Annotated in this window: 23 protein-coding genes and 1 pseudogene; 17 read left to right on the top strand and 7 right to left on the bottom strand. The window is 66.0% G+C overall.

Features of this window, described 5'->3' with window-relative positions:
• Positions 1-7: 7 nt before the first annotated feature.
• Entirely contained in the window at positions 8-796 is a 789-nt protein-coding gene (locus tag MSTE_RS20950; RefSeq protein ID WP_096504098.1) for a carbon-nitrogen hydrolase family protein, read from the bottom strand.
• A gap of 10 nt (positions 797-806) precedes the next feature.
• The gene (locus MSTE_RS20945; protein ID WP_096506193.1) at positions 807-1559 is read right to left on the bottom strand and encodes an SAM-dependent methyltransferase; all 753 of its coding nucleotides are present in this window, start codon (positions 1557-1559) and stop codon (positions 807-809) included.
• Positions 1560-1771: 212 nt separating this feature from the next.
• Here MSTE_RS20945 and MSTE_RS20940 point away from each other — a divergent pair, with 212 nt between their 5' ends.
• Genes MSTE_RS20940 through MSTE_RS20930 form a run of 3 tightly spaced genes read left to right on the top strand, consistent with a single transcriptional unit; the run spans position 1772 to position 5161 of the window.
• Positions 1772-2230: a lipoprotein LpqH gene (locus MSTE_RS20940; protein ID WP_162291703.1), complete on the top strand. Its 459-nt coding sequence runs from the start codon at positions 1772-1774 to the stop codon at positions 2228-2230.
• A gap of 55 nt (positions 2231-2285) precedes the next feature.
• A complete protein-coding gene (locus tag MSTE_RS20935; protein ID WP_162291483.1) occupies positions 2286-3971 on the top strand; it encodes a hypothetical protein in 1686 nt (561 codons plus the stop codon).
• A complete protein-coding gene (locus tag MSTE_RS20930) occupies positions 3953-5161 on the top strand; it encodes a CHAT domain-containing protein (protein ID WP_162291482.1) in 1209 nt (402 codons plus the stop codon). The genes MSTE_RS20935 and MSTE_RS20930 overlap by 19 nt, the downstream gene beginning before the upstream one ends.
• A gap of 1 nt (position 5162) precedes the next feature.
• On the opposite strand, the gene MSTE_RS20925 is transcribed toward MSTE_RS20930, so the two are convergent.
• The gene (locus MSTE_RS20925; protein WP_096506187.1) at positions 5163-5600 is read right to left on the bottom strand and encodes a hypothetical protein; all 438 of its coding nucleotides are present in this window, start codon (positions 5598-5600) and stop codon (positions 5163-5165) included.
• A 68-nt stretch (positions 5601-5668) separates the two neighbouring features.
• On the opposite strand from MSTE_RS20925, the gene MSTE_RS20920 reads away from it, so the two are divergent.
• On the top strand, positions 5669-6997 hold the full coding sequence (locus MSTE_RS20920) for a hypothetical protein (protein ID WP_096506185.1): 1329 nt from the start codon (positions 5669-5671) through the stop codon (positions 6995-6997).
• Entirely contained in the window at positions 6994-8073 is a 1080-nt protein-coding gene (locus tag MSTE_RS20915) for a hypothetical protein (protein WP_096504094.1), read from the top strand. The genes MSTE_RS20920 and MSTE_RS20915 overlap by 4 nt, the downstream gene beginning before the upstream one ends.
• A gap of 16 nt (positions 8074-8089) precedes the next feature.
• On the opposite strand, the gene MSTE_RS20910 is transcribed toward MSTE_RS20915, so the two are convergent.
• On the bottom strand, positions 8090-8605 hold the full coding sequence (locus MSTE_RS20910) for a DUF2505 domain-containing protein (RefSeq protein ID WP_096504092.1): 516 nt from the start codon (positions 8603-8605) through the stop codon (positions 8090-8092).
• A 10-nt stretch (positions 8606-8615) separates the two neighbouring features.
• A complete protein-coding gene (locus MSTE_RS20905) occupies positions 8616-9119 on the bottom strand; it encodes a DUF2505 domain-containing protein (RefSeq protein WP_096504090.1) in 504 nt (167 codons plus the stop codon).
• Positions 9120-9145: 26 nt separating this feature from the next.
• Between MSTE_RS20905 and MSTE_RS20900 the strand changes: the two genes are divergently transcribed.
• Genes MSTE_RS20900 through MSTE_RS20880 form a run of 5 tightly spaced genes read left to right on the top strand, consistent with a single transcriptional unit; the run spans position 9146 to position 13413 of the window.
• Positions 9146-10237: a UDP-N-acetylmuramate dehydrogenase gene (locus MSTE_RS20900; RefSeq protein WP_096504088.1), complete on the top strand. Its 1092-nt coding sequence runs from the start codon at positions 9146-9148 to the stop codon at positions 10235-10237.
• A 50-nt stretch (positions 10238-10287) separates the two neighbouring features.
• On the top strand, positions 10288-11064 hold the full coding sequence (locus tag MSTE_RS20895; protein ID WP_096504086.1) for a prolipoprotein diacylglyceryl transferase: 777 nt from the start codon (positions 10288-10290) through the stop codon (positions 11062-11064).
• The gene (locus MSTE_RS20890; protein WP_096504084.1) at positions 11061-11396 is read left to right on the top strand and encodes a hypothetical protein; all 336 of its coding nucleotides are present in this window, start codon (positions 11061-11063) and stop codon (positions 11394-11396) included. The genes MSTE_RS20895 and MSTE_RS20890 overlap by 4 nt, the downstream gene beginning before the upstream one ends.
• Entirely contained in the window at positions 11393-11848 is a 456-nt protein-coding gene (locus MSTE_RS20885; protein WP_096504082.1) for a hypothetical protein, read from the top strand. Before MSTE_RS20890 ends, MSTE_RS20885 begins: the two co-directional genes overlap by 4 nt.
• 11 nt (positions 11849-11859) lie before the next feature.
• Entirely contained in the window at positions 11860-13413 is a 1554-nt protein-coding gene (locus MSTE_RS20880) for a radical SAM protein (protein ID WP_096504080.1), read from the top strand.
• Here MSTE_RS20880 and MSTE_RS20875 read toward each other — a convergent pair.
• A pseudogene (locus tag MSTE_RS20875) lies at positions 13407-14526 on the bottom strand (MFS transporter); the annotation flags it as partial. The gene MSTE_RS20880 and the pseudogene MSTE_RS20875 overlap by 7 nt on opposite strands.
• Positions 14527-14613: 87 nt before the next feature.
• Between MSTE_RS20875 and MSTE_RS20870 the strand changes: the two are divergent.
• The 3 genes from MSTE_RS20870 to MSTE_RS20860 all read left to right on the top strand — a co-directional run bounded on the left by MSTE_RS20870 (position 14614) and on the right by MSTE_RS20860 (position 17051).
• Positions 14614-15048 carry a winged helix-turn-helix transcriptional regulator gene (locus tag MSTE_RS20870; protein ID WP_096504078.1) on the top strand — a complete coding sequence of 145 codons (435 nt, stop codon included), beginning with the start codon at positions 14614-14616 and terminating at the stop codon, positions 15046-15048.
• 95 nt (positions 15049-15143) lie between these two features.
• Positions 15144-15587: a hypothetical protein gene (locus tag MSTE_RS20865; protein WP_096506183.1), complete on the top strand. Its 444-nt coding sequence runs from the start codon at positions 15144-15146 to the stop codon at positions 15585-15587.
• A gap of 99 nt (positions 15588-15686) precedes the next feature.
• Positions 15687-17051, top strand: a complete 1365-nt coding sequence (locus MSTE_RS20860; RefSeq protein WP_096504076.1) for a L,D-transpeptidase — start codon at positions 15687-15689, stop codon at positions 17049-17051.
• 50 nt (positions 17052-17101) lie between these two features.
• On the opposite strand, the gene MSTE_RS20855 is transcribed toward MSTE_RS20860, so the two are convergent.
• Positions 17102-17851 carry an SDR family oxidoreductase gene (locus MSTE_RS20855; RefSeq protein WP_096504074.1) on the bottom strand — a complete coding sequence of 250 codons (750 nt, stop codon included), beginning with the start codon at positions 17849-17851 and terminating at the stop codon, positions 17102-17104.
• Positions 17852-18162: 311 nt separating this feature from the next.
• On the opposite strand from MSTE_RS20855, the gene MSTE_RS20850 reads away from it, so the two are divergent.
• The 4 genes from MSTE_RS20850 to MSTE_RS20835 all read left to right on the top strand — a co-directional run bounded on the left by MSTE_RS20850 (position 18163) and on the right by MSTE_RS20835 (position 21887).
• Entirely contained in the window at positions 18163-19401 is a 1239-nt protein-coding gene (locus tag MSTE_RS20850; protein WP_046254833.1) for an ROK family transcriptional regulator, read from the top strand.
• Between the two features lie 128 nt (positions 19402-19529).
• A complete protein-coding gene (locus MSTE_RS20845) occupies positions 19530-19991 on the top strand; it encodes an SRPBCC family protein (RefSeq protein ID WP_096504072.1) in 462 nt (153 codons plus the stop codon).
• A gap of 64 nt (positions 19992-20055) precedes the next feature.
• Positions 20056-21387: a D-inositol-3-phosphate glycosyltransferase gene (gene mshA, locus MSTE_RS20840; protein WP_096504070.1), complete on the top strand. Its 1332-nt coding sequence runs from the start codon at positions 20056-20058 to the stop codon at positions 21385-21387.
• Entirely contained in the window at positions 21384-21887 is a 504-nt protein-coding gene (locus MSTE_RS20835) for a type III secretion system chaperone family protein (RefSeq protein WP_096504068.1), read from the top strand. The genes mshA and MSTE_RS20835 overlap by 4 nt, the downstream gene beginning before the upstream one ends.
• Positions 21888-21946: the final 59 nt, after the last annotated feature.

The following is a 21946-nucleotide window of genomic DNA, read 5'->3' as shown; positions in this document are numbered from 1 at the left end:
TTGTGCCCTATTCGACTGAGGACGGGTTAAGGACCGGCAAGATCTTGCGGGTCTCGGTAACCGCGTCCAGGTTCAAGTCCGCGACGATGAGCTCCGGTTCCGGACCTGCCTGTGCGATGAGTTCACCGGTGGGTGAAGCGAGCAGACTGCCGCCGATCCCCGTCGGTGAACCGCTGGCAGGTGCCTCCAGCGCGGGCAGGGCTTGGTCGGATGCGGCGATGAAGCATGTCGAATCGGCCGCCCGCGCCCGTGCCAGCAGCGTCCACTGATCCCATTTTCCGGTCCCGGCGGCCCAGGAGGCGCTGACCGTGATCACGTGCGCGCCGCGTCGTGCCAGGTCGGTGTAGAGGGCGGGGAAGCGGATGTCGTAGCACGTGGTCAGCCCCACGGTCACGCCGTCGACCGTGATGAGCACCGGGCTGTTCCCGGGTGCGACGGTCGCCGATTCGCGGAAACCGAACGCGTCGTAGAGATGGATCTTGTCGTAGTGGGTGTCCACGCCGGGGCCGGTGGCCAGCAGCGTGTTGTGGACGCGGCCGTCCGAGGCAGGGGTGAACATCCCGACGACGACGGTCAGTCCCGCCTCCTGCGCGATCGTGCGGACGCCGTCTGCCCACGGGCCGTTCACCGGCTGCGCGACGGGGCGCAGGGGTACACCGAATCGGCACATGGTGGCTTCCGGGAAGACGACCAGGGTGGCGCCCTGGTCGGCGGCGTCACGCACCCTGGCCGCGACGGTGGCCAGGTTCTCGGTGGGATCGGCGCTGCTGGTGATCTGCGCCAACACTATCCGCATGCCCCCAAGCCTAGGCCAGTGGCGCGACGGCTGCCCACGGTGCCGTCAAGATGCAATCACGAACCTTTCGGCGTTGTGGCTCGACAGGAAAACCGTTGTCGCGCAGTGATTTCAACATCATTCGCCAACGGACTCGGGGGCCGAACGCGCCGTGCGGTGCTGCCGACGCCCAACAGCGGTCGGCCGCGGCGAGTAGATCGTGGATGGGCTGGCCCGGAACATTTTGGTGAATAAGGGCTTTCGGTAGTCGCTCGGCCAGATCGGACGGCTTGTCGATATCGAAGGGATCGCAGGCCAGAGTGAGTGTTCGTGGTCCGGATGCGTCGAGCAGTAGCCAGGCGCAGCGTCGGCCGAGCTCGTCGCAGGTGCCCTCGATGATGAGCCCGCCGGGCGCCAGCCGCGCCGCCATCGTGGTCCAGGCCTGCGCCACCTCCGATTCCGGATACTGGCGCAACACGTTGAAGGCGCGCACCAGAACCGGTGTGTGGCCTGCCAACTCGAATCCGCCGAGACCGAAATGGACCCCGTCACGCGGGGGAACCACCCGTGCCGGATCGATCTCCAGCCCCACCACCCGGACATCCTTGCGAACCGTCCGCAGCCGTGAGGCCAGCTCCAGGGTGGTGGTGGGCATGGCGCCGTATCCCAGATCGACCACCAGGGGGTCGGCGGCACCGGCTAGCACCGCCTGCACCTCGGGGTGATGGACCAGCCAGCGGTCACTGCGGCGCAGCCGGTTGATCCCGGTGGTGCCACGGGTGATGGCCCCCTGTGGGCGGGTGGTGGGAGAAGACCCAGGGCGGGTGGTGGGAGAGGACCCAGGGCGGGTGGTGGGGGAGGGTGCCACGTCTCCATGGTGCCTGGACGGCTGCTGCCTGCGGTAATCGGGATTTCTTGGGATCGGTAGCGGATGGGCCCGCCTTCACTTGAGCCATGACGGAGCCATTGGGGCGACGGACGATGAAGGGACAGATGATGAATCGAGTGATCGTGGGTGCCATGGGACTTCTCGCCGCCGGTGCGGTGGTGGTGGGCTGCTCGACCGACAAGCCGGGTGGATCGCAGGTCAGCTCGGGCAGCAATGCCGAGGTCAAGGTGGACGGCAAGGACCTGGCCGGCCTCGACCTCAAGTCGGTGACGTGCGTCAAGCAGGGCGGCAAGATCAACGTGGCCAGTGGCGCCGTCAACGGCCAGCAGGGTCTGGGTGTGGTGATGACCGACGAGACGCCGCCCAAGGTGCAGTCGCTGGGATTGGTGTACGACGGTGCCGCGCTCGCGGTGAGCAGCGGTATGGGCGCCAGCGTCGGTTCGGCCGATGTCAAGGTCGACGGGAAGACCTACACCATCACGGGCGAAGCGTCTGGTGCCGACGTCAAGAACCCGATGGCCGGGATGATCACCAAGCCGTTCACCATCAAGGTGAGCTGCGGCTGACATCTCGACTGCGGCGGGCGTGCACAGCACGCCCGCCGCTTTTTACTATTCGGAGGTGACGATCATCGGTGACCTGGAGCGGGCGCGTCACCTGGCGCTGGCGGCCAAGGAAGAGGCCGCCAAGGAGATCCTGTTGTCACTGCTGGCCCAGGCCGAGGAGACCGACCGCGATGATCTGGCATGCGAGGTGTTGGCGCAGCTTGCCGAGGTCTATCTGGTGCGCACCGCCTACGACGGCGTGACGGAAGGTATCCGGCGGATCCGTGAGTGTCTGTCCTCCTACGCGGAAATCCGGTCGGGGCGGCGGCCCGATCTGGCCGCGCGGGTCACCATGTCCGAGGTGGAGGTTGACCGCCTGATCTGTCGCTACACCCGGCGCGTCGCATTCCTCGCCGCCGGATTGGCGGCGGCCAACGGTGATCACGACGGTGCGGCGGCGAGTCTGGACACACTGATCGAGACGCCCGGGGACTTCGAGGACTTGGCCATCGAACAACGCGGCCTGATCTGCTACGCCAGAATTTTGATGGCCAGGGGTTTGTGCGACGACGACATGTACGCGGACTCGGTGCCGATATGGGCTGTACTCCTCGATCAGCTCGAGGCGTACGCGGATGCGGGCGACCCCGAGTCCGATCATCTGTTTGTCAACGGAGCGTTGTCGTATGGCCGTTTCTGCGTCGAGACCGGCCGGCTTGATGAGGCGCAGCCGTGGCTGCGGCGCGCCGAGGCGCGCGCCGGCGCGCGGGACTGGCAGTTGGCCGCTGCCCGCGCGCAGTTGGAGCGTGCCGCGGCGCGGTGGTCGGACGGCGATATCGCCGAAACCCAGACGTTGGTTCACCAGGCATACCCGGTGATTGCCGAGCACGTCCGGGCGCACGATGTGTCCCGTAGCTGGCTGTACTTCGGCTTGATCAGATTCCGGATGGGAGCGTTGGACGAGGCCGACGAATGCTGGGGGCATGCCGAGCGGCATTGGCGCGAAATTGAAAAGCCACTGCACATTCATCGAATCCTGCTGCAGCGCAGCTGGATTTCCATTCTCCGTGGTGACTTCTCCGCGGCAGTCGAGAAGGTGGCGCAGGCCCGGGAACTACTGGACTCGTACCCGCGGCACAGCTGGCTGCAGTACGCCCGGCTCGACGATCAGCTGGGCAACATCTGGCGCGCCGACGCGCTTGCCGATCTTGGTCTTGACCCCGCTAGCGGCACGGTTCCCGGTGATGCGGAGGGTCCTGACTACCGGCGTGCGATGTCCAAGCTTCAACAGGCCGCGGATCTGAAGGTGCCTGCGGCGCTGGCCGTCGACGCGGTGCGCTACGCCATCCCCGATGCGGGCGCGCGGATGCGCTGGGCCAGGTGTGTGTCGGCGCCGTTACTGGCGGGCGCCTTCGCGGTGGCCAAGGAATGGGACAATGCCGTTCTACTCACCGAGTTGATTGAATATCACAGTGCCCGAGGGGCTTTCACTGCTGAGCTGGGCGAGAATCGGGCAGGTTCGTCTCCCGGTGCCTGGGCCGCGACGGCCACCGCGGCGGTTCCCGTCGAGGGCGATCTGGCGCTGGTGGCCGCGGCTCCGCCGGTGCAGGCGGATGGTGGGCTCACCCGCCTCGGGCCGCTGCCACCGATGCGGATGGATCCCGCCGGTGATCAGATCATGAGCAGCTATCGAGAATTGGCCTGGCAGCGGTATGGCCGCGAGGTCACCGCCGCCGATGACGAATGGTCGACCTGGCCGTGACCGACACCTTGGTTCTGCGATTCGCCGATCTCGGCATCGCCACCTACGCGAGCCTGCGCGTGGTGGGAGATCCCTCCCGTACGGTCACCTGGGTCATCGAGCAGCAGGCCCTGGAAACTGCCTGCGGCGCGCTCTTTTCCGCGCTACCGGATCCGTCTGAGTCCGAGACTGCGCTCGTGGCCATCGAGCGGGCCCTGACCGCGGGGGCTTTTGCAAAGCCTGATGCCGAACTAGACCTGGCGCGCGCGTTAGGTTCCCAGTTGGTGGCCGCTGACGGCTGGAAGCTGTTGTCCGAGTCCGTGTCATCTCCGCGTGCGGTGCTGTTTGTGACACCCAGTCCACGGTTGGCCCGGGTGCCCTGGGGGCAGTTGGCCGTACCGGATGCAGATGGTTTCCGGCTGATGGAGCTGGTCGATGTTCTGATGGCGGTACCGCCCAACATCGTGCATGCGCCACGGCAGCCGGCACGGTGGCGCGATCGCCACAACGGTCCCGCGGTGCTGCTGCTCGACCCGCGAATTCCCGGGCAGCGACCGGATTCGACGTTGGGCTCGGTGCTGGGCCGTCCTTCGCCGGAGGCAGCATTGACCCGCCATTTCGGCACACTGATGGACGCGCACCGAGTGCTGCCCGCGGTCGGCGCGCCCGTGGATCTGTTCCGCCGGACCGATATCGACCGTCACCGGTTTGCCGAGATGTGTGCGCAGCGCCCGTCCAGAATGCTGTACGTCGGCCATGCCAGCGCGGCGGAGGGCGCCGTCGGCCACGCCGAGCGGGCGGCTCTGCATCTGGCCGAGGAGCGACCGCTGACCGCGGCCGACATGATGGCCGCGCGGCTTTCGATCCCGCCGCGAGTCGCGCTGTTGGCCTGTTCGTCTGGCGGCGATTACCGCTTTGATGAGGCGACGGGGCTTGCCGCTGCGATGATCCTGGGTGGGGCGGAGTTGGTGACCGCCACCCTGTGGTCGCTGCCGACAGCAGCGGCCTACAGCCAGTTCTCCTCGCACGCAACAGATCCCATGACCGACACGGTAGTGGAGGTGGACCGTGCGCACTGCGAAGAGGATGCCGGTCGTGCGGTGAATCGTTGGCAGCGAGCTCAGCTGCGGCGCTGGCGTGACGGCGACCGTGCGGCGAGCCCGCTGCATTGGGCGGCTGTGGTCAGTTTCGCCGTCGACGGTGCTCGCTGAATCAGCCGGCGTGCACCCGGACCGCGATGATGCTGTGGTCACCCGGCCGGTAGTACGCGTCGACGACGCTGCCGGGCGCCATCTTCGGGAGCGTGGCCGCAGGTATCAGCGCCGTCTCGCGTGCCGGGAACTGGCCGCCGTCCGGCCGCGTCACCATGAGGTCCAGTTGCATCTCACGGCCCGCGCCGGTGGCATTCATGCCGGTGACGACTCCGCGGGAGCGGGTGCCCTTGTCGATCACCGCGCGCTGCGCCCCTGTCAACAGCCGCTTGCGGATCAGCAAGTGGTCGAATTCGGCGGCGAATTCCTCGATGGTGACGAGCCGTTCGTCGGCCTCTTCGTCCGGGTGCGCCGACGTGTTCCGGTGACCGGACAGCAACGCGGCGCATCCACCGAAGACCCTGGCAATGGTGGGAAACAGTCCTGTGCTCATGTCGATAGCGTCGGCCCGCCCGGCTGCTACCGAACCCAACTTTCGGTCGGCGGACAACGATTACCCTTGTGACGGTGAGCATCGGGTCGGCAACATCCGAGGCCGCCGTCGCGGTGCAGTCGGCGGTGCCGCGGCGTGCCGTGATCGACCGGGCCTGGCGTGCGATCGGCTCCGGCGTCGAAGTGCTCAGCGCTGACGATGGCGGGCCGCTGCGCCGGACCGTGAAACGGATCCTGGATCCGCTGGTGTTGCGGTTGCGCAGCAATGCGGCCTTTTCCGCTCCGGTGCTGGGCCCGGACGTGGCCGCGGCCATGCATGCCTTGATCGTGGGGCATGGACCGCAGTTGCTGGCCACCGCAGACTGGTTCGTCATGCTCAAGTCCGAGCGGCGCCGGCAGCGCATCACCACCGGTAACGCTCAAGAGCTGTACTTCCCGGTGTGTTTCGAATTGGCTGTCACCAAAGGTGTTCCGCAGGTTGCGGATCGGCACACCGCGACGGAGGTTCTGCACGACCTGCATCGCGACCGGGACCGGACAGCGATCGAGGTGCTCAACCGCCATGTCGAGGATCCGGATGTGGTGGCCCGGCTCGCCAGGTTACGGGATCGGAGCTGGCGCGATGTGCGGCCGGACGACAGCATCACGGGACCGTTCTTCACGGGCCTCACCACGGTGCTCGGCGCGGCCGACAGTCATCGTGAGATGTCGGCGCGCCAACGGGTGTGGACGGCCCTGATCGCCGATGCCACCCCATACAACCTGGGTGCGAGCGCGCATGGAGACGCTGCCGCCCTGCCGTGGTCCATTGTCGACATCGGGTTGAGTTCCACTGAACCGCAACGGCCTCCGGCCATCGATGGAGACCGCGAAGGCGACCGTCCGATGGATCGCAGTGTTGTTGATCGGGTACGGGCCACGCTGCGCCGGGCGCTGGACCGCGAAGAGCTGCCCGACGTTCCATTGCTGTGTGCCGAGGAGGTCGACCGAGCCTGCGCCCCATGGGGTCTGCTGAGCGAAGACAAGCAGGCCGCCCTGCTTGCCGGTGTCGAGGTGGCGACGGACCTTCGGCCACTGGGCGATTCGGTGGCGACGCGCTATGAGTTGTCCGGACGCGTCCAGGCTCGGCTGGCGAAAGAGGCCTACGTCATGCATGCACGGCGTTACCTTGCCGCCGGTGACGCCATCCATCCTCGACAGCGTCAGGTCATCGACGACCTGGCTGCATTCGCGCGGCCCTACCTGAGCAGGTTATGGGCCCGGTTGCACGGTCGCGATGTCTGGCAGGAATCCTGCGGTGACGTCGATGATCTCCGGTCGCTGCTGGAAGGGGTGGCACGCTCGGTGAGCCTGGACCACCGGCAGCGGATAAAGGCCATGCTGGAATTGCAGGTCGCCGGATGAAGCTGATCAATGAATCAGGTTTGTGGACAACAGGTCCTGCGCCTGCACCGGTTCCGGCGGTGGCCGTTCTCGAGGTCAGCGGTGCGGTGTTGTCGTGGCCGATCGAAGCACCTTCGGACCCGCCGGTGATCAGCTTCACGGACGCGGACCGGGCCGACTGGATGTGGAGGGTCCTCGGCGAGGCCGGACATGTCGCGGTCGTCGAGGCGCTGCGCGATCGTGATCCCACGACGGTGATCGAGCTACCGTCGGTCTCGATGCTGCCGGGGTCTGCAGATGCCCTGCGGCGGTTGGCATTGGGTCATTGGCTCCGGCGATGGTGGCCGGCCAGTCGCCGTGACGGCATCGCCGTACTCGACCGGTCGGTGCTTGACGCCGAGCTCGCGGTGCTGACCGCGGCGGCCGAGGATTACTTCACCGACGACACCTTGGACGCCGATGTCGGTGGGCTGTTGGCACCACATGGCGCGGCACTGGGTTCTTATCGCGACTCGCGAGTGGATGCCCTCGCGGCACGGTGTCGCGAACTGGCCGATGAGATGGGGCTCCGGTGGGAGTCACAGGACATCGGTGTCGCGCGGCGCGAGGACTATGCGCTGGCCGCCGGCCTCGGTGGCGAGTCCCGGCTTTCCGGTGCGATCGCCCTCGGCAGCGTGACGATCCCCTGGTCGGACGTGCCGCCGGGGACTTTCGACGCGGCCGAGCAGAATCTCAGCTGGGTTCTCGTCGCCGAGGATGCGACGGTGAGCGCCAGGGTGCACGCGGCGATATCCGGCCCGGAATCGCCCGAAGGTATTCCGGTCTCATTGCGCTGCGATGTGTTTCATGCGGCCGGCGTGCTGGACGCCGACGGCGGCGCGGTGCTACCGATATTCGACGCTCAGGGACGCCCCGCCGACGAGGTGCTGGCCTGGAATGCCGACTGGTCGGCGATGCGAGTGAGCGTGGGCGCCGGGGGCGCGGGTGAGTCGAGCGGGTTACGCGAGCGGGTGCGGGCTTTCGCCCGCTCCCGACTGGCCAGGCCGGCCGATGACGCGTTTCTCGCCGAGCTGCTCGCCGTCGAATCGGACTACTGACACCCCGCGTCGCGGCCTAGTGGTGCTTCGAGATCCAGTCGGTGATGAAGCCTTCCTCCACCCGGAACAGGTCGTTCACGTGGTACAGGATCAGATCTTCGAGCCTGCCTCCGACGAACGGGATGTACACCTTGCACGTGCTGGAGAGTCTCAGCTGAGAACCGTGATCGGTATCGGAGAGCCTGCACACTCCGGCGAAGGAGCCCGGTCCGGCGGGAACCGAGGCGCCGTAGCTGCCCAGCGAGGATCCCTTGCTTTGATCAAACGGCTCGAAATGCTGCACGCGGGTGATCACCATGTCGGTGAGCATCACCTTCTGCGCGATCGGTGGCAGATAGATGCGGGGCAGATTCTGCTTGAGCACCACGTCGATACCGCGATCGGTCACGGTGTGGGTGTGAATCTCGGAGAAAGGGGTGAGCCATCCGTACGCCGACATCAAGGTTTCCCAGTAGTCCCGGCTGGCAAAGTCCTGATAGATCTTCTCGGCCGGAGCCGGAAAATTCACCGTGAAGACCGAACGCCTGGACATCGGACCCAGGTTAGCCGTGGGTGGCGATCCATTCGGAGGTGAATCGCTGTTCCGCAGAGAGCAGGTCCATGAGCTTTCCGCCGACGAAGCCCTCGATTTTGCCGCCTACCAGGGGGATCTTGACTTCGACGCCGACCTTCAGATCAAGTCGTGAACCCTTGGCTCCCGGCTGTAACCGCGCGGTGCCCGACAGGGTGACGGGTGCGCCCGGGATCGAGCCCACCACGGTGCCCTCGGATGTGCCGTCTACGATGGCACCCCATTTCTCGGTGCGGACGATCTGCAGGTCACCTCGGTGAAACTGCGAGACGATGCCGGGCAGCCGGTCGCTGCGCAACACCTGGGTGGTGACGATCTCGAGGGCGCCGTTCTCGGATTTCAGGGAATCCAGGGTTGCGGTATCTGCGCCGGAACCGGCCAGACGCTCGTTCCAGTAGGCCTTGTCGGCGAAGGCCGCGTGAACTTGCTCGACGGTTGCCGAGTACTCCACTGACAGGTCAAATGAGCGGGCCATGGGTGGCAAGGCTACCGTTACGGCCCGTGAGGTTGGCACGAGCAACGCGCGCGCAGATCGAGGATCTTGGCGCTGTTGTCGCTGACGATGCCCCGCTCGCCTCGCTGACGACGTTGCGGCTGGGGCCGGTGGCCGCCACGCTCATTCGGTGCGAGAGCACAGCACAGTTGACGGGCACACTGGCCGCGCTCGATGGCCAGCCCACCCTGCTGCTGGCGGGCGGCTCGAACGTGGTTTTGGCCGACGATCTTCCGGACCTCACCGTGGTGCACATCGCCACGGCCGGTGTTGAGGTGGATGGGCCGCTACTGCGTGCGGATGCGGGGACCAACTGGGACGAGTTGGTGGCGCTGTCGTTGCGGGCCGGTCTGGGTGGACTGGAATGTCTCTCGGGAATCCCGGGAACCGCCGGTGCCACGCCGGTACAGAATGTCGGAGCCTATGGCGTCGAGGTGGCTTCGCTGCTGCGCAGGGTTCGGGTGCTGGACCGGGCGACCGGCCAGGTGCGCTGGTACGAGCCCGGCGAGCTGGGGTTCGGCTATCGCACCAGCATTCTCAAGGGCACCGACGCGCGCGTGGTGCTGGAGGTCGAGTTCGGGTTGTCCACCGATGGACTGAGCTCGCCGATCCGGTACCCGGAGCTTGCCAAGGAGCTCGGGGCGGAGCCGGGTGAGCGTATCGACGCGTCGGCGGTGCGCGAGGCGGTGCTGGGCCTGCGTCGGCGTAAGGGCATGGTGCTCGACGACTCCGACCACGACACCTGGAGTGTCGGGTCATTCTTCACCAACCCTGTTGTGGCTGAGGGGGATTTGGAGGCAATTCGGGCACGCGTGCGTGAACGGTTGGGGCCCGATACCGCGTTTCCGCAGTATCCGGCCCCGGACGGGGTGAAGCTCTCGGCGGGTTGGCTGGTGGAGCGGGCCGGATTCGTCAAGGGTTATCCGGACGAACGGTCGGCGGTGCGGGTGTCGACGAAACATGCACTGGCACTGACGCATCGCGGAGGTGGGAGCACCGCTGACTTGCTGGGGCTGGCCCGGACCGTCCGCGATGGAGTCATGGATGCCTTCGGGGTGCGGCTGGTTCCCGAGCCGGTGCTGGTGGGCTGCGCTCTGTAACTTCCGGTAATCGAGCGTTGCACTGCGGTGATGGCTCGTACAGTGAGCCGATGGGGCTGGGAATCGGCGTGCACGGGCTCTTCGTGGGGCTCGGCGTGCTGGTCGCCGCTGTCGTTTTCGCCTGTGAAGCGCGCCGCCGGGGCGCTCCCGCCGAGCAGTCGCTGATCGCGGTCACGGGCGCGCTGGTCGGCGGTGCGATCGGGATGCGGCTGTCGGGCTGGCTGGAACACCTCAATCCGGCACACAATCCGAGCCTGGTCGAGGCGTGGATGTTCGGATCGCGCAGCATCATCGGCGGGCTGTTGGGGGCGTACGTCGGTGTCTTGGTGGCCAAGCGACTCATCGGATACCCGGCCAAGACCGGTGACCTGTTCGCGCCCGCGGTGGCGTTGGGTATGGCCGTGGGCCGGATCGGGTGTCACCTCACCGAGGCTCCGGGGCGGCCGACCTCGCTGCCCTGGGGTGTGCATGCTCCGGCATCGCGGCCGAACTGCCCGGGATGCCTGACCGGCGCGGCCATGCATCCGTCCTTCCTCTACGAGATCGCCTTCCAGTTGGTGGCTTTCGCGGTGCTGTGGTGGTGGCTGCGTTCACGTGTGACGCATCCCGGCGAGCTCTTCGTGCTCTACGTGTCCGCGTATGCGGTGTTCCGATTCTTCGTTGAGTTCACCCGCGCCAACGAGACGGTATGGCTGAATCTCACTCGGCCGCAATGGGTTCTGCTGGTGGGAATGACACTGGCGGTCTGGCGGCTGTGGCGCGGATATCGCGGCGGATACTACGACGGGATCTTCCGTAGGCGCCTTTCCGGGGCGGTGCGGGCATGAGTTACCCACCGGAACAGCCCAAACCCGGCATCAACGGGGCGACGATGGTTGCGGGCGCACTCTCGTTCATTTTTGGCAATGCCGTGTTCGGGTTCCTCGCGCTGATGATCGGTGGGTCGCTGGCCGACAGGTCTGGCGCCGGCTTCGAGATTGTGCCCGGCTTTGTCGCTGTGGTGGGCATCGCGGTGGCCTTCGGCGTGGGTGGCGTGCTCACCAGGAAGGGTGATCGCGATAAGCGCGGCTGGGGGGTGGGTCTGATGGTCGGCTGGGCGTTGGTGTCCATGCTCACCGTCGGATTCTGTACAGGGCTCAATCCGGTGCTGTACCAATGACCGTCCCGCCGCAGCCGCCGCCGGAGGGCGAGCAACCGCCGCAGTACCCGTACGGCCCCTATCCGTACGGACCCGCCGGATACCCACCGCCGCCGGGTTATCCGCAGTATCCGCCGGGGTACTACCCGTACCGTCAGGCCCCGCCGAAGCCGGGCGGTGGTGCGGTGGTGGGGATGACATTCGTCGGGATCTTCGTCTTCTGGGTGATGACGTTCGGGACTTTTCTGGTCCTGGAGAACGCGATGAGCGGGGGATTCTCGCCTGATACCAGGGCGATCACGCTGGCCATCCTGATGTCGGTCATCGGTTTGGGAGGTGGTCTGGGATTGACCGTTTGGGGGCGTGGCTGGGTTCGGGGGTTGGGAATCGGATTCATGATCGGGTGGGCGACGGTGGCGATCATGACGGGGTTCATCGTGGGCTGCATTTCGATGCTGGAAGGGTTGGAGTAGACGTGGCTGGTATGGGGCTGCGCGTGGATCGGATCCTGCGGTACGTCAACGCTTTCTGCCCGTTGTGTCATGAGGTGAACCCGGAGCGTCCGCTTGCGGAGGTGGAGCGGCTTTCGGGTTGGCTCGCGCATCGTGATGATCGGGTGTGGCTCGAACGGGCTTGCCGGGTGCACGGATTGGTGCGCACGCTCTACGACGAGGATGCCGAGATCCTTGAGTACCTGGAGGAGTGGACCGCCCCAACCAAGGTGCATGTTCCGGATGTACCCGGCAATTTCGATCCCATCCCGATGGCGTATCTGCGTGGGCTGCCCGAGATGCAGACCCAGCACACCTGCATTCTGTTGGCCGACATCACCGAAGCGTGTAATCTGCGTTGCCCGACCTGCTTCGCCGATTCGTCACCGGATCTGCACGGTGTGGTGCCGGTGCAGCGCGTGCTCGCCAATGTGGATCAGCGCTTGGCCCGCGAGAACGGCCGGCTGGATGTCCTGATGCTCAGCGGCGGTGAGCCCACCGTCTACCCGGATCTAGGCCGGCTGCTCGATGAGTTGATGAGTCGGCCCATCACCCGGATCTTGATCAACACCAACGGCGTTCTCATCGCCCGAGATGATGCATTGCTGGGCCTGCTGGCACGCCACCGTGAACGCGTGGAGGTCTACCTGCAGTACGACGGCCCGTCGGTCGACGCGTCACGGCATCACCGAGGTGGTGATCTGACGAGGATCAAAGCCGAGGCGGTGCAGCGTCTCTCCGACAGTGAGATCATCACGACATTGGTCATGACCGCGGCGCTCGGGGTCAATGACACGGATATCGGTGCGGTCATCCGGCTCGCCCTCGATACGCCGTACGTGGGTGGCGTATCGATTCAGCCCCAGTTCGGGTCGGGCCGGGCCCACGCGATCGATCCCATGCAGCGGCTCACCCACACCGGTGTGCTGAAACGCCTTGGCGCACAGACCGGCGACCTCGTCACCTGGCGTGACTTGACGGCGCTGCCGTGTTCGCACCCGCACTGTTGTTCGGTGGGATACATGTTGCGTGACGATGCGGGAGTATGGCGGTCGCTGACTGCCCTCATCGGACCCGATCGTCTGAAAGAGAATCTGGGATTGGTATCCAATCGCATCGCAGATCAGGAGGTCCCGCAGCAGCTTCGGTTGGCGGTCAAGGAGTGGCTGATGGGTCTGCTTTCCGAACAGTCGTCCTTATCGCATCCCACAATCGGCGATGTATGGAAAACCATTTGCGATAGTTGCGATTTGGGAATCTCGACGTTGATGACCCTTGCGGCGACGGCACTACCGGGACGCCGGGCAAAGCTGCGCCGCATGCTCGGACAGCGAATAGTGCGGATTACGGTCAAGCCGTTCATGGACATGTCGACGATGATCGAGGAGCGGCTCACGCAGTGTTGTGTGCACGTCGGAACGCATGCCGGGCAGGATCAGTGCGCACCGTTCTGTGCGGTACAGGCGTGGCCGGCGCTGTCACGGCAACGGCTGTCGGTGTCCGCGGCGGACGCCGCACCGGAGCTGGTGCTGCTTCCGATCCAGTAGGCAAGTGCGCCAACGTTGATGGTGGCACCGAGCAGACAGACTCCGGCCCATCCGTGGGCGGAGTACATCCACGTCGACGCGATGGCGCCGATAGCGCTGCCGATGGAATAGAACGTCATGTAGGCGGCGGTGAGACGACCATGAAGTTCGGTCTCCAGCCGATAGATGAGGCTTTGGTTCGCCACGTGCACCGACTGCAGGCCGAAGTCGATGATCACGACCGCTATGGCGAGCCCGAGCAGCGTCCAGCGCAGGGTGGCCGCGAATGCCCACGCCGCGAGCATCAACGACAGGCCCGCGCCGGTCACCCGGCTTGCCCAGCCCCTGTCGCACCATGACCCGGCCTTGAAGGCACCCAGTGCGCCCGCGGAACAGCCCGACTTCGGTATGTGACAGGCGATACGGCGCAGCGGTGAGTGGTAACACCATGGGTGTCAAGAGCACGGTGATGGCGGCGAAGATGAGCATTGCGAGGATGGCCCGAGAGCGCAGCACCGGCTCACTGCGCAACAGCCGCATTGTTGAGAGCAGCAGCCGGCGGTAGGGCAGCCTGGGGTGCGGACGCGTGGATGGCGGCAGGGTGCGTTGCAACAGTGCGGCCGTGGCGACCGTAGCGAGGGCGGCTGCCACGTAAACCGAGCGCCAGCCGAAGAGGTCGGATAGTGCGCCGGATACTGTGCGTGCCAAGAGAATTCCGCTGATGATCCCGCCGGTCACCACCCCGACTGCCCATCCCCGGCGCTCCGGGGCGGCATGCACGGCGGTGTAGGTGACCATCACCTGCGTCACCACGGCGAGTGTGCCCAGCGCGGTGACACTGGCCAGGAATGTCCACGCGTTCGGCGATATTGCGGTGGCGCCCAGCGCGACACTGAGCAGGACGGTTTGCCCGATGATGAGCCGGCGTTGGTCGACGATATCCCCCAGGGGTACGACCAGCAGCAGGCCGATGGCGTACCCGATCTGGGTGAGTGTCAGCACGATGCCGAGGTGTGCTGTGGGCATGGAGAATTGCGCGCCGATCGTGTCGAGCAGCGGCTGTGAGAAGTAGATGGTGGCCACCGCGAGGCCACTGGCGAGCGAGAACAACACGATGACGGGTCTGGTCAGCACATGCGCCCCTCGGTAGAGTTGGTTTCACTTCGCAACCATTGAAGCGTGACATGAATGGTTGCATATTGCAACCAAAGGAGGTTGTCGATGGTGGGACGCGCCAGTCATGCGGATTCGAGCTGCACCTTGGCCAGGCCGCTGGGTGAGGTCGGGGACGGCTGGTCGCTGCTGATCGTTCGTGACGCGGTCGACGGTTTGCGCCGATTCGGCGAGTTTCAGAAGAGCCTTGGGCTCGCGAAGAACATCCTGGCGTCTCGGCTGGCGACATTGGTGGACAACGGCATCCTCGAGATCGTTCCGGCCGGGGCACGTCACGAGTACCAACTAACCGACAAGGGCCGCGGGCTTTTCCCCGTCTTGGTGGCCCTGCGGCAGTGGAGCGACGAGTTCTGTTTCGCCCCTGGAGAACCACGCGTCTGTCTGGTGGATCGCGAGACATCGCGGCCGGTGCAACGCTTCGAGCTGCGTGCGGCGGACGGCCGGGCCCTGGCCCCGGAAGATACGGCCGTGCTCGGGGTCTAGTTCTGACTCGGCCGGAATCCGCCACAGGGCTCGCCTTCGGCGAATGCGGGTGGCGGTCGTTTACCGTTCGAATGTCCCGGAACGAAGGAGCGGCCATGCGAAGCGGATTCCTGGTGCTGTTGGTGTGGGCCGGCCTGTTGGTGGCACCCCTGGCGGCGGCCGACCCGGGCGCCACTGCGGTGGACCCGGCATCCCCGGAAGCGGCCACCATCCTGGCGCCGGCGCTCGCGGACGTGACGACCCAGCTGGGCAAGCCGGTACGCCTCGACGTGCGCAGCCTCAAGGCCGCCGACGGCTGGGCCTTCCTGTGGTCAGCCATGCAGGAACCCGACGGCAACCCCATCGACTACACCGGCACCCCCTTTGCCGAAGCGTCTGCCATCGGCGTGCTGTCGAAGAAATACGTAGCGCTGCTGCACCAGGACGAGCAGGGCTGGACGCTCGTCGACAAGCGGGTCGGCCCGAGCGATGTCGCCTGGGCCGGGTGGAGTGCGCAGTACGGCGCGCCCGCGGCGATCTTCGATATCCCGGTCTACTAGCCGCGACGCCGGACAAAACCGCATGTCCTGCCCGATCCGACATGTGATCCTGGTCGGGCTGGGCGAAGCTGTCCGCGGCGGCCCGTATCGTGGGGTGTCGTGAAGTACCCCAGGCCAGATATCCGTGATGCGCTGACGCGGCGGCGCGCGCTCACGATGTTGGGTCTGACGGTGCCCGCTGTTGCTGCGGCCTGCACGACCGTCGGCTCTAATGCGCCGCAAGATGCCCCATCACCGGGAGCCGTCCTCACCTTCCTGCCGGACGACAAGGCCAAGGAGGTCAACCCGACTGCGCCGGTCAGCGTGACCGTGGCCAACGGGTGGTTCCAGGACGTGAAGTTGGTCAACGCCGACGGCAAGGTTGTCGCCGGAGCTCTCAGCCGCGACCAGACGAGGTTCCGCACCACCGAGCCCCTCGGGTTCGACGTCACGTACAGCTGGAAGGGTTCGGCGGTAGGTCTGGACGGTAAGGCCGTCGCGGTATCCGGCTCGTTCACCACCCTGGTGCCGACGGCGAAGGTCAACGGTCAGTTCCAGCTCGCCGATGGGCAGACGGTGGGAATCGCGGCCCCGGTGATCATCCAGTTCGACGCACACATCGCCGACAAGGCCGCAGCGGAAAAGTCGCTGAGCATCACCTGCGATCCGCCCACCGAGGGTGGTTGGGCCTGGCTGCCCGATGAGCAGCAGGGCTCCCGGGTGCATTGGCGATCACGTGAGTACTTCAAGGCCGGCACCAAGGTGGCGGTTAAGGCCAATCTCTATGGAATACCCCTGGGGGACGGGGCATTCGGTAACGAGGACATGTCCCTGGACTTCAGCGTGGGGCGCCGCCAGATCGTCTATGCCGATGCGCCGAGTCACCGCATTCGGGTGACCACCGACGCGGGCACCATCTTGGACCTGCCATGCAGCTATGGCGAGGCGGACCTGCCGCGCAACGTCACCCGCAGCGGGATCCACGTCGTCACCGAGAAGTACGAGGACTTCTGGATGTCCAACCCGGCGGCCGGGTACACCAACGTCCACGAGCGTTTCGCGGTCCGGATCTCCAACAACGGTGAGTTCATCCACGCCAACCCCAACACCGTTGGCCAGCAGGGCAGCACCAATGTCACGAACGGTTGTATCAACTTGTCGCTGGGGGATGCCGAGTCGTACTTCCGTACCGCCATCTACGGCGATCCCGTTGAGGTGACCGGTACGTCGATCGAACTGTCGTATGCCGACGGCGATCTGTGGGACTGGGTGGTGGACTGGCCGACCTGGCAGTCGATGTCGGCGCTGCCCCCGAATCCCAAGGAACGGACGATCACGACGACTCCGTCTACCTCGTCCATCCCGACTACCGTTCCGCTCACGCCGTCGGGCGCGCCGACACTCTCCGGGACGCCTACGTCAGCCCCGTTGACTCCGTCCGGAGCGCCGTCGCTGTCCGGTACACCGACGACCACTCCTCGATAGTCCAGCGCGGATCTGTTTGTCGAAGAAGAGGATTGGCACGCCCTACGCGTTCAGTCGCGTGTCGCGCGGCGAGTGGATGAGGCCTGATCCCGCGGTTTGACGACGATCTGATCCAGGTTCACGTGCGGAGGCCGCGAGGCCACGAACGCGATGATCTCGGCCACGTCCTCGGCGATCAGCGGCGTGATGCCCCGGTAGACGGCATCGGCGCGGTCCTGGTCGCCGTCGAAACGCACCACCGAGAATTCGGTTTCCACCGCGCCCGGAGCGACCTCGGTGAGCCGCACCGGCTTTCCGAGGAGTTCACCGCGCAGTGTGCGGTGCAGCGCGGCCTGCGCGTGCTTGGCCGAGGTGTATCCGCTGCCGCCGTCGTACACATCCAACGCGGCGATGGAGGTGATGGTGACGATCAGCCCGTCGCCGGAAGCAATCAGTTTGGGCAGCAGGGCGCGAGTCACCTGCAGGGTGCCCACCACATTGGTCTCCCACATCCAGCGCCAGTGCTCCAGATCCGCCTCCAGCACCGGTTCCAGGCCCCACGCACCGCCGGCATTGTTGACCAGCACATCCACCCGATCCAGGCTCTGTGCAAGGGCGGCAACCGAATCGGCGTCGGTGACATCAAGCACAACCGCGGTGCCCCCGATTTCCCCGGCCAGTGCGCTGATGCGGTCCTCGCGCCGCGCCGCAACTACGACATGAAATCCAAGGGCTGCAAGTGATTTCGCGGTCGCTGCACCGATTCCGGAGCTGGCGCCGGTAACGACCGCGACCCGGCCGTCGTACGTGGGATTGGTCATGGACGCCACTGTAGTCAGGGAGCGGCAATGGGCCGCTAGTAGGACATTGCCTCGTGGGGATGCTAAATTGCGCCTGTGTCCATCAAGCGTGCCGCCGAACCCCGGGTCACTTTCGTGATCGCGGGTATTGGTTCTCGGCTGCCGCTGGCTCGCGAGTTGTGTTGTCGCTGCGTCTGTCGCTGCGCCTAATTTCTGCACGTCTTTCTTGACGTCCCGGGCGCGGTATCGCCCCAGTTCACAACACCATTAGCCATCAGTAGCCCGCGTTTCAGTCTTCGTCTGAACCCGGCCCCCGCCAAAGGACCCATCTCATGACTTCTCCGGTTCGCCGACCTGTTTCCCGTCACCAGATTCACCCGCCCGCCCTGTACATCGGCGATAGCGCCGCGTCCTCGGTATTCCGTGCCGCTCGTGTGCGCGGACCCGTGGCTCGCGATGCGATTGCCCAGGTCACAGGCCTTTCCATTGCTACCGTCAACCGGCAGGTGACCGCCCTGCTCGACGCCGGTCTGTTGCGTGAACGCGCCGACCTGGCGGTCTCCGGCGCCATCGGCCGTCCGCGGGTGCCGGTGGAGCTCAACCACGAACCCTTCTTGACTCTCGGCATCCACATCGGTGCCCGTGCCACCAGCATCGTGGCCACCGACCTGTTCGGACGGACCCTGGATGTGGTGGAAACCCCCACGCCAAACGGTCCGCAGGGTGCCGCGTTGGCATCGCTCGCCGGAAGTGCGCAGCGGTACCTGGCGCGTTGGCACCGGCGTCGCCCGCTGTGGATCGGGGTGGCTACCGGTGGTGTGGTCGACGGACCGGCCGGGACGGTGGATCACCCGCGTCTGGGCTGGACCGAGGCCCCCGTTGGCCGGGTCTTCGCCGACACGCTGGGTCTGCCGGTATCGGTGGCCTCGCACGTGGACGCGATGGCCGGCGCCGAGCTGCTGCTGGGGCTGCGGCGTTTCGCGGCCCGCTCCCTGACGAGCTTGTACGTATATGCCCGTGAGACAGTCGGTTTCGCACTGGCCATCGACGGCCGGGTGCACAGCCCGTCCAGTGGTCCGGGCACTATCGCGGCGCTGCCGGTCGACTCGGAGTTGCTCGGTGGTACCGGCAAGTTGGAGACCACCGTGAGTGACGAGGCAGTGCTGGCCGCCGCGCGCAGGCTGCGCATCGTGCCGGCAGGTGACGGCGTGTCGGTGAGTGCGGTATATAAGGCCGCACGCGGCGGCAATGACTCTGCGCGGCAACTGCTTTCCGAGCGCGGCCGGGTGCTGGGCCAGTCGGTGGCGTTACTGCGCGACATCCTGAACCCCGATGAGGTGATTGTGGGTGGGCAGGCCTTCACCGAATACCCCGAGGTGATGAACGACGTCGAGACGGCGTTCCTGGATCGATCGACGTTGTCCAAGCGCGATATTCGTGTGACGGCGTTCGGTAACCGGGTCCAGGAGGCCGGTGCCGGCGTGGTGTCCCTGGGTGGATTGTTCGCCGATCCGCTGGGCGCCATGCGTCGGGCATCGGCCCGGCGGTCGGAGACCTCCGCACTGGCCTAGGGCTCGTCGTTCCCCGAGAGTGACGCTATGGCGGGATTCCCGTCATAGCTTCACGCGGGGCGATGTGGTTGCTGGGGTTTTGGCCGCGAACCTACGACTCGGGGCCAAAAGGTGATAGGCATGTGCGCATGACGCATATCCACCACGTGTCCTCCGCGAACGTGCCGATGGCATACGCCTTCGACTACATCAGTGATGCACACCATCTGGCGGACTGGATGTTCGGGATCGAGCACGTTCGTTTTGTGAACGACGTGCCACGGGGGCTGGGAGCGAAATACGACATCGCCATCAACCTCGGGGCCACTCTCCGGTCGACGATCGAGGTGACGGGGTGGGACCCCGACACCCTGTTCACCACCGAGTCGCGCTCCGGGATCGACAACCAGATCGAATGCCGGTTCCGGCCGATATCCGATGACGAAACCGAGCTGGAGATCAACATCGACTACCGGCTGCCGGGCGGGCTCGCGGGGCGCGCGCTGGGCAAGGTCATCTCGCCGTTCATCTCGCTGGCCATCACGCATTCGGATGAGAAGCTGCGCAAGATCCTCGAAGAGGGATACCGCCAGAAGATCACCTCGCGCTGAGGCTCAAATCGCTGGTAGGAGTGCTGCGCACCGATAGCTTGTGCGCAAGTGACAAGATGGCAGTGTGCTTAGTGGCGATGAGTTCGCGCGCCGGGCGGTTTCGGCGCTGAAGCCGCGCCGCATCGCCGTCCTATCCGTACACACCTCGCCACTGGCCCAGCCGGGCACCGGCGATGCCGGCGGCATGAACGTCTACGTGCTGCAAACGGCCCTTCAACTGGCCCGCCGGGGTGTCGCCGTCGACATCTTCACCCGTGCCACCGCGTCCTCCGATGAGCCGGTGGTATCCGTCGCCGACGGGGTGACGGTGCGCAATATCGTCGCGGGCCCGTTCGAGGGCCTGGACAAGTACGACCTGCCCACCCAGCTGTGCGCATTCACCGCTGGGGTGTTGCGCGCCGAGGCGGTCCACGAGCCCGGCTACTACAACCTGGTTCACTCGCACTACTGGCTTTCCGGTCAGGCGGGCTGGCTGGCCCGGGACCGGTGGGGCGTTCCGTTGGTCCACACCGCGCATACTCTCGCCGCGGTGAAGAACCGGACGCTCGCCGAGGGAGACCGTCCGGAGCCCGCGCTGCGCGCGGTGGGGGAGCAGCAGGTGGTGGATGAGGCCGACCGGCTCATCGTCAACACCAAAGATGAAGCCGAGCAACTGGTTTCGATACATGCGGCAGACCCCGGCCGCATCGACATCGTGCATCCGGGTGTTGACTTGGACGTGTTCACGCCCGGAGATAAGGCGGCCGCGCGCGCCGAACTCGGCCTGCGAGCCGATGAACAGATCGTCGCCTTTGTCGGACGAATTCAGCCGCTCAAGGCCCCCGACCTGCTGGTACGTGCAGCCCAGCGGCTGCCCGGGGTGCGAGTTCTCATTGTCGGCGGGCCATCGGGCAGCGGTCTCGACGAGCCCACGGCGTTGCAGGATCTCGCCGCGGATCTCGGCATCGCGGACCGTGTCACCTTCCTGCCGCCGCAGTCGCGAGAGCGGCTTGCCCAGGTGTATCGGGCAGCCGATATCGTTGCGGTACCAAGCTATTCGGAATCATTTGGCCTGGTGGCGATCGAGGCTCAAGCGTGTGGCACCCCAGTGGTGGCGGCCGACGTGGGAGGCCTTCCGGTAGCCGTCGCGGATCAACGTACCGGTCTGCTGGTCCCGACGCATTGCACTCAGGACTGGGCGGACGCCATCGGGAACTTGTTGGCGCGTAACGGTTCCGAGCTCAGCCATGCGGCTGCTGCGCACGCCGCGGGCTTCTCCTGGTCCAGTACCGCCGACGCCCTGCTGGCCAGCTACAGCCGCGCCATCGCTGATTACCGCGCGCCACAAAGGCCTGCAACGCAGCGTGCGCCGCGTGCGCGATTCCGGTCGCGCCGGCTGTCCGGGTTGCGGCGATGACCACTGCGGGGGAGGCCTACGCCACCATCGTGCGAACGCTCGTGGATCGGGAGGTCGCCTTTACCGAGCACCACGGGCCGGATGGCAAACCGGCGCTGATCGTGGAGCTGCCGGGCGAACGCAAGCAGAAGATCACCACGATGCTCAGCCCGGGAGAGCACGCCGTGCGTGTCGAGGTGTTCGTGTGCCGCCGCCCCGACGAGAACACCGAGGGCGTCTACCGCTACCTGCTCAAACGCAACCGCCGCTTGTACGCCGTCGCGTACACGATCGACAACATGGGTGACATCTACCTGGTGGGTCGGCTGCCACTGCCGGCGGTCACCGCCGATGAGATCGACAGGTTGCTCGGCCAGGTGCTCGAAGCCGTGGACAACGACTTCAACATCTTGCTGGAGCTGGGATTCAAGACGTCCATTCAGAAGGAATGGGCGTGGCGTACGTCGCGGGGCGAGTCGTTGAAGAACCTCGAGGCCTTCGAGCATCTCATCGAGGATTGACCGTCATCGGGCCGAAGAGGCCCCAAGACGCAAGGACCATCAGCACGGACTAGACGCGG

Origin of the sequence: [Mycobacterium] stephanolepidis (assembly GCF_002356335.1) — a bacterium.
In the GTDB taxonomy this organism is placed as follows: domain Bacteria; phylum Actinomycetota; class Actinomycetes; order Mycobacteriales; family Mycobacteriaceae; genus Mycobacterium; species Mycobacterium stephanolepidis.
Note: the sequence above shows the minus strand (reverse complement) of the source record. Positions and strands in the feature narration are given on the sequence as shown.

Excerpts from the sequence above, each read along its gene's own strand:
- MSTE_RS20845 (WP_096504072.1), top strand. The coding sequence starts at position 19,530 with ATGACGCATATCCACCACGTGTCCTCCGCGAACGTGCCGATGGCATAC.
- MSTE_RS20855 (WP_096504074.1), bottom strand. The coding sequence starts at position 17,851 with ATGACCAATCCCACGTACGACGGCCGGGTCGCGGTCGTTACCGGCGCC.
- MSTE_RS20880 (WP_096504080.1), top strand. The coding sequence starts at position 11,860 with ATGGGGCTGCGCGTGGATCGGATCCTGCGGTACGTCAACGCTTTCTGC.
- MSTE_RS20895 (WP_096504086.1), top strand. The coding sequence starts at position 10,288 with ATGGGGCTGGGAATCGGCGTGCACGGGCTCTTCGTGGGGCTCGGCGTG.
- MSTE_RS20850 (WP_046254833.1), top strand. The coding sequence starts at position 18,163 with ATGACTTCTCCGGTTCGCCGACCTGTTTCCCGTCACCAGATTCACCCG.
- MSTE_RS20835 (WP_096504068.1), top strand. The coding sequence starts at position 21,384 with ATGACCACTGCGGGGGAGGCCTACGCCACCATCGTGCGAACGCTCGTG.
- MSTE_RS20930 (WP_162291482.1), top strand. The coding sequence starts at position 3,953 with ATGGTCGACCTGGCCGTGACCGACACCTTGGTTCTGCGATTCGCCGAT.
- MSTE_RS20950 (WP_096504098.1), bottom strand. The coding sequence starts at position 796 with ATGCGGATAGTGTTGGCGCAGATCACCAGCAGCGCCGATCCCACCGAG.
- MSTE_RS20865 (WP_096506183.1), top strand. The coding sequence starts at position 15,144 with ATGCGAAGCGGATTCCTGGTGCTGTTGGTGTGGGCCGGCCTGTTGGTG.
- MSTE_RS20885 (WP_096504082.1), top strand. The coding sequence starts at position 11,393 with ATGACCGTCCCGCCGCAGCCGCCGCCGGAGGGCGAGCAACCGCCGCAG.
- MSTE_RS20890 (WP_096504084.1), top strand. The coding sequence starts at position 11,061 with ATGAGTTACCCACCGGAACAGCCCAAACCCGGCATCAACGGGGCGACG.
- MSTE_RS20905 (WP_096504090.1), bottom strand. The coding sequence starts at position 9,119 with ATGGCCCGCTCATTTGACCTGTCAGTGGAGTACTCGGCAACCGTCGAG.
- MSTE_RS20940 (WP_162291703.1), top strand. The coding sequence starts at position 1,772 with ATGAATCGAGTGATCGTGGGTGCCATGGGACTTCTCGCCGCCGGTGCG.
- MSTE_RS20870 (WP_096504078.1), top strand. The coding sequence starts at position 14,614 with ATGGTGGGACGCGCCAGTCATGCGGATTCGAGCTGCACCTTGGCCAGG.
- MSTE_RS20910 (WP_096504092.1), bottom strand. The coding sequence starts at position 8,605 with ATGTCCAGGCGTTCGGTCTTCACGGTGAATTTTCCGGCTCCGGCCGAG.
- MSTE_RS20915 (WP_096504094.1), top strand. The coding sequence starts at position 6,994 with ATGAAGCTGATCAATGAATCAGGTTTGTGGACAACAGGTCCTGCGCCT.